Source organism: Blautia sp. HA3515 (genome assembly GCF_059933065.1).
In genome coordinates, this window is sequence record NZ_JAYFUY010000064.1 from 1 (window position 1) to 10414 (window position 10414).

The following is a 10414-nucleotide window of genomic DNA, read 5'->3' on the forward strand; positions in this document are numbered from 1 at the left end:
ATTTAATACGTTAAAACTTCATTATATGAGAATTTAACCTTGACATAGGAATGTATTTGGCATTACAATATCAAGAAAGCAAATGAAGAAGAACGAAAGAAGCTTACAGACGCAGGGGTCTGATCCAGTGGGTCAGTCTGCGTCTGTTTTGTATATGTGGATGGGAGAGGTAATATGGAAGAAAAACAGGATGTACTGTTGGAAATGAAGGATCTGTCGATTTCCTTTTATAATAAGACAGGAGAGATCCAGGCAGTACGTGGTATCAGTTATACATTACATAAGGGTGAGGTGTTAGGAATCGTTGGCGAATCCGGAAGCGGCAAGTCTGTTTCCAGTCACGGTATTTTAAGGCTGACCCCGGATACAGGAAAAGTGAAGCAAGGGGAGATCCTTTTTCATGGAAAGGACATTCTGAAAATGTCCAAGAAGGAACTGCAGGAATTGAGGGGCAATAAGATCGCCATGATTTTCCAGGATCCTATGACTTCCCTGGATCCGCTATTTACTGTTGAATATCAATTGAATGAATCTTTGAAAAAGCATACAGATCTGGACGGTAACGGCCGCAGACTCAGGATGATCCATCTGCTGGAGCTGGTAGGGATCAATCAGCCGGAGCGGAGACTGAAGCAGTACCCGTATGAGTTTTCCGGCGGTATGCGGCAGCGTGTGATGATCGCTATGGCACTTTCCTGTGATCCTGAGCTTCTGATCGCAGATGAGCCTACTACAGCTTTGGACGTTACCATTCAGGCCCAGATCGTTGAGCTTTTGAAGGAACTGAAGGATAAACTGGGTATGGCGATCATCTTTATCACCCATGACCTTGGAGTGGTATCCGAGATCTGTGACAAGATCATTGTTATGTACGCAGGGAAGGTCGTGGAGGAAGGTACCAGCCGTCAGATCTTTTATCAGAGATGCCATCCGTATACAGAGGGGCTTCTGGCCTCTGTGCCTAAGCTGGACAGTGATGTAAACGAAAAGCTGAAGCCTATCAAGGGAAATCCGCCGGATATGAGCTGTGTGAAGCCTGGCTGTGCGTTTGCACCCAGATGCAGCTGCGCTATGCAGATCTGTGTTAAGGAAGAACCGCCCCAGTATGAGCTGGATGACACACATGTGGTATCCTGCTGGCAGACCATTAAAAAAGCATTGCAGGATGCATAAAGGATAGGATGGACAAGAGTATGGGAAACAATGAAATTCAAAAAGGAGAGATCCTCCTTCAGGTAAAAAATCTTAAGAAATATTATCCGGTGCGTACTGGATTTGTAAAGAAGACAGATTTAAAGGCTGTAGATGATGTAAGCTTTTTTGTGCGAAAGGGTGAGACCCTTGGGATCGTAGGAGAAAGCGGCTGCGGCAAGACTACTCTTGGAAGGACAGTGCTCCGTCTGGAAGAGCCTACCTCCGGAGATATCATCTATGAGAATGAGTCCATTATCGGCAAGGACATGAAGGAATACCGCAAAAAGATGCAGATCGTATTCCAGGATCCATATGCATCTTTGGATCCAAGAAAGACGGTATCCGATATCATTGGTGAGGCAATGGATCTGCAGAAGCTTTGCAGCAGCAAGGATGAACGCCGGGAGCGTGTGCTGGAGCTGATGAAGCTGGTAGGACTGAATGCAGAGTTTTATAACCGTTTTCCACATGAGTTTTCCGGTGGTCAGAGGCAACGTATCGGGATCGCAAGAGCACTTGCAGTAAACCCGGGATTTATTATCTGTGACGAGCCGGTATCTGCTTTGGATGTGTCTATCCAGGCGCAGATCATCAATATGCTGGAAGAACTTCAGGAAACCAAAAATCTTACATATCTTTTTATTGCACATGACCTGGCTGTTGTAAAGCATATCAGCACCAGGATCGGAGTTATGTATCTTGGTCATCTTGTGGAGCTGGCTGACAGTGCGGAGCTTTACCGTAATCCGCTCCATCCGTATACAGAGATGCTGTTGTCTGCTATTCCTATTGCAGACCCGGATCTTCTGCAGCAAGGAAAAGGATCAAGCTGGAGGGAGAGGTACCAAGCCCATTGAATCCTCCATCAGGCTGCCCGTTCAGGACCAGATGTCCCAAAGCGTATCAGGCCTGCCGTGAGAGTATGCCTCCCCTTCGGGAAGTGGCACCCGGACATTTTGCAGCATGCCATAATGCATAACAAGGAGAATCAAAATGCAGACTTCAAGATATATTGTTAAGCGAGTGCTGCTGGCATTAGTCAGTATCTTCGCAATCATTACCATTACTTATTTTTTAATGAATCTGATGCCTGGAGACCCGTTTATGTCTGAGAAGGCTTCTGAAGAGAACAGGGCGATCCTGATCGCAAAATACGGACTGGATCAGCCGGTGTATGTACAGTATGGAAAGTACCTGACCAATCTTCTTAAGGGAGATATGGGTACCACTCTACGTGCTTCAGAAAGGCCGTGCAGTAAAGGATATTATTTTCCAGTCATTTGCAGTATCCATGGGACTTGGTGTAAGGGCGCTGATCCTGGCAATTGTATGCGGGATCATTCTTGGATGTATCGCAGGCCTTTGTAAAGATAAATGGCCGGATGCGGTGATCCGTGTATTCTCGTCCATTGGTATTTCCATGCCGGGGTATGTAATTGCTTCCCGCACTGATGATTTTTCTGGCAGTAAGCTTTAAGGTGCTTCCGGTGAGCTACAATAAGCCAGGCGGATGGATCATGCCTATGGTCACACTTGCCATTTATCCTACTTCGTATCTGACCCGTCTGACAAGGGCCAGTATCCTGGAGGTTATGAACCAGGATTACCTTCGCACAGAGAGGGCGAAGGGAATGTCTGAATTTGTGGTTGTATTTGTCCACGCATTGAAGAATTCCCTGATTCCTGTTATCACATACCTGGGACCTCTTACTGCATCCATTCTTACCGGTGGTTTTGTTGCAGAGAGCGTATTCAGTGTTCCCGGGCTTGGAAGATATTTTGTCAGCTCCATCAGCCGCAGGGATTACACCATGATCATGGGTGTGACCATCTTCTACTCAGCACTGATCGTATTTATGAACCTGATCTGTGATATCCTGTACAAGATCGTAGACCCAAGAATAAAGTTGGATTAATTAAAGGAAGACGTCATGAAGAACATTTTAAGCATACAAAACAAAATTTCACCGGAAGACTTTGCTCCCCTGGATGAAAACTATTTTAAAGAGGAATCTCTTGATACGGAGGAGATCGGATACTGGAAGGCCAGCTGGATCCGCCTGAAATCCAACAAGATCGCCATTGCAGCCCTCGTTGTGATCGTGATCATGTTTATTTTTGCATTTATAGGCCCCATTCTTTCTCCTTACGCCTATGACCAGCAGGTAAGAGGCGATGAAGCACTTTGGCCCTGTCTGAAGCATCCCTTTGGTACGGACCGTCTTGGCCGTGACATTCTGGTACGTTGTATGATCGGTACCAGGATTTCCATGGTGGTAGGTCTTGTATCAGCTGTGATCGTTATGATCGTGGGAAGTATTTACGGAGCGATTTCCGGACTGGTTGGCGGTAAGGTGGATATCGTGATGATGCGTATCGTAGATATCATTTACTCTGTACCTGAGATCCTGCTGATCGTTGTTATCAAAATGGTGATCAGTGAGCCGTTACAGTCATTGATTGATACGGTACCTATGTTTCACGGATTGCAGAAGATCGGTTCCGGTCTGATCGCCATATTCATTGTATACGGATGTTTGTATTGGGTTGGTATGGCCAGGATCGTCCGCGGCCAGATCCTTCAGCTGAAGACACTGGATTTTGTTACAGCAGCGGAAGCTCTTGGTTGCGGAAAAGCAACCATGATCAAAGAGCATCTTCTTCCCAACTGTATTGGCCAGCTGATCGCTACTGTTATGCTTCAGATTCCATCGGCGATTTTTACTGAGGCATTCTTAAGCTACCTGGGAATTGGTGTTTCCGCGCCGATGGCCAGCCTTGGTTCCCTTACTTCTGAAGCATTAAATGGTATTACCACATATCCATACCGTGTTATTTTCCCTGCGGTTCTGATCAGTTTGATCATCCTTTCCTTTAACCTGTTCGGTGATGGATTAAGGGATGCACTGGATCCGAAGATGAAGAAATAATATAACATCAGAGCTTCTGTCCTAGGAGTCCTAATATCAGATCATTTTGAAAAATTTGATATATGTTTCCGCTTGCGGAGTATATATAAAGATGTCAGGGAGAGGCCTTTAGCCTGACGCTGATATGAAAAACCTATCAAAAGGAGGAATAATTATGAAAAAGCTCACAAAATTAGTTTCAGCGCTTACGATTGCAGGTCTTGCAGCAACCACTGTCCCCATGAATGTATGGGCAGATGGGGATAAGATCGAGATTTCCGTCACCGGCGGTGGAGAAGATTCCATGCAGCTGAATACAGCCACCAGTGGATTCCTGAATGGAATTTCAGCATTGAGACATCTTTATGAAGGTCTTTACAAGCTGGATGCTAATGGAGAGATTGCTCTTGGACAGGCGGCTTCTGTAGAGCAGAGCGATGACAATCTCACATGGACCTTTACATTGAGAGATGATATCACCTGGTCTGACGGACAGGCTGTAACTGCAAATGATTTTGTTTTCGGATTTGACAATCTGGCAGCACAGGGCGGTGACTACTGTACCATGATTTCTGATATTGTGGACAGCTATGAAGCAACCGATGACAAGACTCTGGTACTTCACCTGAAACATGCGTGCTCATATCTTCCTTCTGTTCTTGCATTCCCGTCTACTTATCCGGCAAGACAGGATTATGTGGAAGAGTACGGTGATGCTTATGCAACAGATCCGGATAAAGCAGTTTACAACGGACCTTATGAAATGGAAAGCTGGGCACATGAGTCAGAAGTTGTTATGAAGCTTCGTGATGATTATTATGATGCAGACCAGATCCAGGTTGGCACTATCAACTGGGAACTGATCACAGAAGAAAGCTCTGCACTTGCTTCTTTTGAGAGTGGTGATTATATATATTCCGATATGTGTCCGGATGAGGAGAAGCCTCGTATGGAAGGCAACGGACTGGTTTATGCAGAAGGAAATAACAACTACTGTGTAATGTTCAACCTTGGCGACAAAGGAAATGATGTTCTGAAGGATGTAAATGTTCGTAAAGCTTTGTCTCTGACCATCGACAGAGAGAGAATCATGAATATCCGTGGACTGAATGATGAGATTGGTGTGACACTTGCCTGCAGAGGATATGAGAACGCTGATGGTACAGATTTTGTAGATTACTGTGATCCTTGGGAAGACGTAGAAGCATATGATGAGAACTGTGAGACAGCAAAACAGCTTCTTGCAGAGGCTGGATATGAGGATGGCAAAGGCTTTCCGGCTCTTACCTACATTGTAAACAATGACAGCCGTAAAGAGATCGCAGAAGCAATCGTCAATGACTGGAAAGAGGTTCTGGGAATTGATTCCATTACAGTAGAGAAGGTTGAGAACTTCTCTGCAGCAAGAAACTCTGGTGACTACGACCTGGCTTATTATGGATGGTTTATGGATTACAAGGATCTTTCCAATATGTATGACTCCATGTATGCAACTGCAAATTCCAACTCCTTCTATCAGGGAGATGAGTATGACGCAGCTTTCTTAAAGGCTACCAGTGCTGCAACAGAAGAAGAGCAGTGGGAAGGCTATAAGGAATGTGATGCGATCCTGGCAAGAGATCTGCCTGTAAGCGTAATCCTTCATTCCATGAGTGCTTATCTGTTTGATGACACAAATTATGAAGGCCTTGTATACAGCTGTGGTAACTTTATCTTTACTTACCTCAAAGCACTTTAATAAAATGATGCAGGTAAAAAGCCAAAGGCGGCTGGTATACTGCTGACAGAAAATAAGGGCTGTCGTCTTAGGGAATCCGGCATGATTTCGGGAAAACCAGAGGCGGCAGCCTTTTTAAGGAGTAAATAAGATTATGAAACTGAAAGAAATTGCAATCGGGTACATTGAAATCCCGCTTGTTACACCATTTAAGACAGCTCTCCGTACAGTAAACAGTGTGAATGACCTGATCGTAAAGGTAACAGCGGAGGATGGGACAGAAGGTTATGGGGAAGCACCGCCTACGGCCGTGATTACCGGAGATACGAAAGAGTCCATTGAGGCAGCCATCCGTTATTATATTGCCCCCTCTATTACAGGGATGGATCTGGATGACCTTCCATCTATTATGGCAAAAATGGAAAAGTGTCTTGCCAAAAATACTACGGCAAAGGCAGCTGTGGACATTGCACTTTATGATCTTTATGCAAAGCTCCAGAAAAAGCCGCTTTTCAGGCTTCTTGGGGAAAAAGACCCTTCTGCAGTAAAAACAGAACTGGAAACAGATATTACCATCAGCGTAAATGATACAGATGAAATGGTAAGGGACAGCGTAAAAGCAGTTGGGGAAGGCTTCCGTATCCTGAAGGTCAAAGTAGGAAAAGGCGGTGAGAAGGATGTGGAGCGTATCCGTGAGATCCGCAGGGCAGTGGGGAAAGACGTGGTGATCCGCGTGGATGCCAACCAGGGCTGGACCAGGGAAGAAGCAGTTTCTACCATTACAGCTATGGAGGACGCAGGTTTGGGGATCGAACTGGTGGAGCAGCCGGTATCCTATCATGATTTTAAAGGGATGCAGTATGTAACTGCTCATGTACAGACCCCGATTCTTGCAGATGAAAGCGTATTTTCCTGATGAGGACGGTGTGCGTGTGATGGAAGAGCATGGGGCAGATCTGGTGAACATCAAGCTGATGAAAACAGGCGGTATCCATGAAGCAGTGAAGATCTGTGACGCAGCCGACCGATTCGGCATCAAATGCATGATCGGATGCATGCTGGAAAGCAAGGTTTCCGTCAGCGCAGGAGTACATCTTGCTGCCGCACGTTCCTGTGTAACTATGGCAGACCTGGATGGCCCGTCATTATGTAAAGTGGATCCTTATGAAGGAGGACCGGTATACCAGGGGCCGAAGATTTTATTAAGTGAAGATTACGGGATCGGGATCACCAAAGTTCCGGTAAAGTTTGAAAGGATCTGAATCAGAAAAAATCTAAAATTAATTTCTAAAAACAGAAAAGATCTGAAATAGAAAGGATCTGAAACATGAAAGAATATCTTGCAATTGTGACTGCAGAGCATGCTTATCTTAGGGCAGAGGCTGAAAACGAAAATGGAGAAAACTTAAGCGGAATCGAAGATGAGATTTTTTCAGGATGGGCAGTGAAGGTATTAGAAAAGCTTCCTGGAAAGCAGTACCTGAAGATAGAAACCCATTATGGATATTCCGGTTATGTAAAAGAAGAAGAAATAAAACCTATCACAGAAGAAGAGCTGGAAAAACGGCAGGATAAAGATCGTTTTTTCCGGCTGGGGATCTCAGAAGCAGATCTTCTGGATGAACCGAAAGTGCAGGGACTGCCCCTGGAGCTTTTGCTGAAAAGCTGTATCGTAGAGCTTCTGGAAAAAGAAGTTGTCCCAGGCTGGAGCAAGGTACGAAGCGGGGCAGGACGGGAAGGCTTCATCCATACCGTGAATCTTCGTGAAAGAAAAGAGGATGATGGCTATCTGTCAGAGAAAAATACAGAAGGAAAAGGCTATTTTCAGGCAATGAGACAAAGACTTGCAGTAGAAGAAGAGACCTTCCGTGAGAGGATAAAGGAAAGCGCACTGGAATACATGGGCACCCAGTATCGCTGGGGTGGGAAATCTTCTCAGGGGATCGACTGTTCCGGACTTACTTTTATGAGTTATCTGAACAGTGGACTTCTGATCTACAGGGATGCGTCGATTCGTGAAGAATTTCCGGTGTCTCCGGTGAAACAGGAGGATCTGAAAACAGGAGATCTGATCTTTTTTCCGGGACATGTGGCCCTTTACCTTGGCAATGGAAAGTACATCCATTCCACAGGCTATGTGAAAACACCATATGTAACCATCAACAGCCTGCGGGAAGAGGATGAAGATTACAGGGAAGACCTGGCACAGAAAATAACAGGATGTGGGAGTGTATTTATATGAGAAGGTTTTCAGGAGAAGAACTGAAATCCCTGGCACTGGAGCTGCCGGAGGATGTTTTGAAATATAAGGATTTTGGAGATCTGGAAAAAGCAAAGGAAGCAGCAGATCGCTGGCTGGAGCAGCCAATTGGGGAAGAATTAAAAACAAGGCTTCGCTATGAAAAATTTATTCTGGAAGAACTGCCAAAGCAATTTCCGTATACAAAGGCAGATGTGATCCGCCTTTTTCAGGAAAAGCTTCCGGATTTTTCTGAAGAGGATATCCGGAAAATGGAATCGAAAAACCTGGCAGAGTGGATCTATATCAATGGAGAAAAGCATTATATCCACAATCTTATGCGGAATATTATGGACAAAGATGATGATATCCGGGAACGTGCAGGGATTTATGAAAAGATCTCGGAGGATAAAAAGCTGCTGCTTCAGAAGGTTCAGCAGATCCGTGAACAGGGAGAGGCAAAGGAAAGCTTCCATATCCGTGCCACGATTCGTTTAAAGGATGAACAGTTTAAGCCTGGGATGAAGGTAAAGGTGCATCTTCCCATTCCGGCAGAAGCATATCAGATTTCTGATGTTCAGATCCTGGATCATACACAGGGAAATGTAAGCATTGATAAGCCGGATTCCCTGTACAGATCAATCTGCTTCCAGGATCAGCTTCAGGAAAACCGCACATTCTTTGTGGAATATAAATATACAGTAACTGCAAAATATGTGGATCTGTGGTCTGGTGAAACAAAGAAGAGCAGTGTGCCGGAAGGAATGGAGGAATATCTGAAGGAACAGTATCCTCATATCCGGTTCAGTCCTTATCTCACTTCCCTTGCCCGTCTGGAGATCGCAGGGGAAGAAAAAGATCCTTTGGAAATTGCCAGAAGGATCTATGATTACATTACCACAAAGGTGCAAATATTCTTACATGAAAGAGTATTCACTGATCACGGATATTCCCCAGTATTGTGCAAGAAACCTTAGGGGAGACTGTGGCGTGCAGGCGCTTTTATTTATCACACTTTGCAGGATCTGTGGCATACCTGCCAAGTGGCAGTCCGGTCTTTATGCAAACCCGGCATATGTAGGACCACACGACTGGGCAATGTTCTATGTAGAGCCTTATGGATGGCTTTATGCAGACCCATCCTTCGGAGGTTCCGCTTACGCCTCTGGGGATGAACAGCGGCGCAGATTCTATTTCGGAAATCTGGAAACCTACCGGATGGTGGCAAATAATGCTTTTCAGCAGGATTTTGCTGTTAAGAAAGAATTTATGCCCATTGACCCATATGACAATCAGACTGGTGAGATCGAGTCTGAGGAAAAAGGCTTTGCTTCCTATGAGGTAGAAAATACGAAGGAAATGGTTATCTAAGCGTCACAGGCGTAAAGCAGCTGACTTTCCCTAGGAGATCAGCACAGCCATTTTGCCAAGCTGGTCGTAGATCCTGGCAAACGCTTCTTCACTGCGCCATACAAGGCCGGACAAAGAATCGTTGATCAGGACCATGTGCCCTGCAGGATCATATCCGCAAAGAACCACGCAGTGCTCATTATGGTAGAAATGCCAGGTTTTTCCGGAGAGGGTATAGGAAGCAACATCTATCGGTGTTTTCAGGTAAACAGAATTATATACGATCACAGGTGCAGACTTGTCCAGGTACTGATAAAGCTTTGTAAATTCAGTGCCGGTCAGGTCTGTTGCTGTTTGGGGACAGTGATTTGCCTGCAGATACCTGGACAGCTGTTTGGGTAAGTCCTGGTGCATAAATACCATCACCGGAAATCTGGTAAGGATCTCCTTTATAGGCAGTTACGAAATTTTCAGGATCACGGATCAGATATTCATCTGCAATGGTGGTTTTGGAAAGCTTTTGTCCATAATAATTCAGAACCATGGTCAGTGCTACAGACTCACAGCCTGTGGGAAGCTCCGGATTCTGCAAAATATTTTCCATGGGCAGGATCACTGCATCCGGGCCTGGCACAAAAGCAGGGAATTCTTTGTCCGGAGCTGGGTATATCCAAGGATGTAGCGGTCATAACCACCATATTTTTCCTTACGCTTCAGGATCTGGAAGCCCTCTGCCTGTACATTGTGAAGGCTGTATTTATTAAACGGAGATACGGTAGTCAGAACAGTGGCATCCGGCATTAATTCCAGTGCATAGGCAACGCAGCTGCGGGATCAGGGTTCGCTGCAGACCGTGGCCTCTGTAATCAGGAGGTCCACGGTGTCCAGTGTAAGGCAGTGAAAAATTTTTTCCCTGGACCAGTCAAGATCCCAGCCGATATTTTCCGGTGAATCATTTGGAAAAACAAGGGAACCATAGGCGATCAGCTTTTCTCCGTCAAATAC

General features: G+C 45.4%; 13 protein-coding genes and 2 pseudogenes. 12 read left to right on the top strand and 3 right to left on the bottom strand.

All coding sequences use genetic code 11. The features are described 5' to 3' along the window. The first annotated feature begins 174 nt into the window (after positions 1-174). The 12 genes and pseudogenes from R1Y93_RS04990 to R1Y93_RS05045 all read left to right on the top strand — a co-directional run bounded on the left by R1Y93_RS04990 (position 175) and on the right by R1Y93_RS05045 (position 9430). A complete protein-coding gene (locus R1Y93_RS04990) occupies positions 175-1173 on the top strand; it encodes an ABC transporter ATP-binding protein (RefSeq protein ID WP_294527094.1) in 999 nt (332 codons plus the stop codon). Between the two features lie 20 nt (positions 1174-1193). Then, positions 1194-2173, top strand: a pseudogene (locus R1Y93_RS04995) (ABC transporter ATP-binding protein). 14 nt (positions 2174-2187) lie between these two features. Beyond that, positions 2188-2403, top strand: a pseudogene (locus tag R1Y93_RS05000) (ABC transporter permease); the annotation flags it as partial. Positions 2404-2428: 25 nt separating this feature from the next. After that, the gene (locus R1Y93_RS05005; protein WP_500821893.1) at positions 2429-2671 is read left to right on the top strand and encodes a hypothetical protein; all 243 of its coding nucleotides are present in this window, start codon (positions 2429-2431) and stop codon (positions 2669-2671) included. 10 nt (positions 2672-2681) lie between these two features. Beyond that, positions 2682-3110: an ABC transporter permease gene (locus tag R1Y93_RS05010; RefSeq protein ID WP_500821891.1), complete on the top strand. Its 429-nt coding sequence runs from the start codon at positions 2682-2684 to the stop codon at positions 3108-3110. Between the two features lie 15 nt (positions 3111-3125). Then, positions 3126-4124 (top strand): ABC transporter permease, encoded by a 999-nt coding sequence (locus R1Y93_RS05015; protein ID WP_500821876.1) that lies wholly within the window; start codon positions 3126-3128, stop codon positions 4122-4124. Between the two features lie 154 nt (positions 4125-4278). Further along, positions 4279-5841 (top strand): peptide ABC transporter substrate-binding protein, encoded by a 1563-nt coding sequence (locus tag R1Y93_RS05020; RefSeq protein ID WP_500821878.1) that lies wholly within the window; start codon positions 4279-4281, stop codon positions 5839-5841. Positions 5842-5974: 133 nt separating this feature from the next. Further along, on the top strand, positions 5975-6736 hold the full coding sequence (locus R1Y93_RS05025) for a dipeptide epimerase (RefSeq protein ID WP_500821879.1): 762 nt from the start codon (positions 5975-5977) through the stop codon (positions 6734-6736). After that, complete coding sequence (locus tag R1Y93_RS05030) at positions 6717-7082, top strand: enolase C-terminal domain-like protein (RefSeq protein ID WP_500821881.1); 366 nt, start codon at positions 6717-6719, stop codon at positions 7080-7082. Before R1Y93_RS05025 ends, R1Y93_RS05030 begins: the two co-directional genes overlap by 20 nt. A gap of 65 nt (positions 7083-7147) precedes the next feature. Next, positions 7148-8062, top strand: coding sequence for a C40 family peptidase (locus R1Y93_RS05035; protein WP_500821883.1), 915 nt, complete (start codon positions 7148-7150; stop codon positions 8060-8062). Continuing rightward, the gene (locus R1Y93_RS05040) at positions 8059-9036 is read left to right on the top strand and encodes a hypothetical protein (RefSeq protein ID WP_500821885.1); all 978 of its coding nucleotides are present in this window, start codon (positions 8059-8061) and stop codon (positions 9034-9036) included. The genes R1Y93_RS05035 and R1Y93_RS05040 overlap by 4 nt, the downstream gene beginning before the upstream one ends. Then, positions 8981-9430 (top strand): transglutaminase-like domain-containing protein, encoded by a 450-nt coding sequence (locus tag R1Y93_RS05045; RefSeq protein ID WP_500821886.1) that lies wholly within the window; start codon positions 8981-8983, stop codon positions 9428-9430. The genes R1Y93_RS05040 and R1Y93_RS05045 overlap by 56 nt, the downstream gene beginning before the upstream one ends. Positions 9431-9460: 30 nt before the next feature. On the opposite strand, the gene R1Y93_RS05050 is transcribed toward R1Y93_RS05045, so the two are convergent. From R1Y93_RS05050 to R1Y93_RS05060, 3 genes are read right to left on the bottom strand one after another with little or no spacing between them, the layout of a single operon-like run. Beyond that, positions 9461-9823, bottom strand: a complete 363-nt coding sequence (locus tag R1Y93_RS05050) for a C39 family peptidase (protein ID WP_500821887.1) — start codon at positions 9821-9823, stop codon at positions 9461-9463. Next, positions 9738-10013, bottom strand: a complete 276-nt coding sequence (locus tag R1Y93_RS05055) for a C39 family peptidase (protein ID WP_500821888.1) — start codon at positions 10011-10013, stop codon at positions 9738-9740. Before R1Y93_RS05055 ends, R1Y93_RS05050 begins: the two co-directional genes overlap by 86 nt. A gap of 8 nt (positions 10014-10021) precedes the next feature. After that, complete coding sequence (locus tag R1Y93_RS05060) at positions 10022-10210, bottom strand: hypothetical protein (RefSeq protein WP_500821889.1); 189 nt, start codon at positions 10208-10210, stop codon at positions 10022-10024. Between the last annotated feature and the right edge of the window lie 204 nt (positions 10211-10414).

Excerpts from the sequence above, each read along its gene's own strand:
- R1Y93_RS04990 (WP_294527094.1), top strand. The coding sequence starts at position 175 with ATGGAAGAAAAACAGGATGTACTGTTGGAAATGAAGGATCTGTCGATT.
- R1Y93_RS05015 (WP_500821876.1), top strand. The coding sequence starts at position 3,126 with ATGAAGAACATTTTAAGCATACAAAACAAAATTTCACCGGAAGACTTT.
- R1Y93_RS05020 (WP_500821878.1), top strand. The coding sequence starts at position 4,279 with ATGAAAAAGCTCACAAAATTAGTTTCAGCGCTTACGATTGCAGGTCTT.
- R1Y93_RS05025 (WP_500821879.1), top strand. The coding sequence starts at position 5,975 with ATGAAACTGAAAGAAATTGCAATCGGGTACATTGAAATCCCGCTTGTT.
- R1Y93_RS05030 (WP_500821881.1), top strand. The coding sequence starts at position 6,717 with ATGAAAGCGTATTTTCCTGATGAGGACGGTGTGCGTGTGATGGAAGAG.
- R1Y93_RS05035 (WP_500821883.1), top strand. The coding sequence starts at position 7,148 with ATGAAAGAATATCTTGCAATTGTGACTGCAGAGCATGCTTATCTTAGG.
- R1Y93_RS05040 (WP_500821885.1), top strand. The coding sequence starts at position 8,059 with ATGAGAAGGTTTTCAGGAGAAGAACTGAAATCCCTGGCACTGGAGCTG.
- R1Y93_RS05045 (WP_500821886.1), top strand. The coding sequence starts at position 8,981 with ATGAAAGAGTATTCACTGATCACGGATATTCCCCAGTATTGTGCAAGA.
- R1Y93_RS05050 (WP_500821887.1), bottom strand. The coding sequence starts at position 9,823 with ATGCACCAGGACTTACCCAAACAGCTGTCCAGGTATCTGCAGGCAAAT.
- R1Y93_RS05055 (WP_500821888.1), bottom strand. The coding sequence starts at position 10,013 with ATGGAAAATATTTTGCAGAATCCGGAGCTTCCCACAGGCTGTGAGTCT.
- R1Y93_RS05060 (WP_500821889.1), bottom strand. The coding sequence starts at position 10,210 with ATGCCGGATGCCACTGTTCTGACTACCGTATCTCCGTTTAATAAATAC.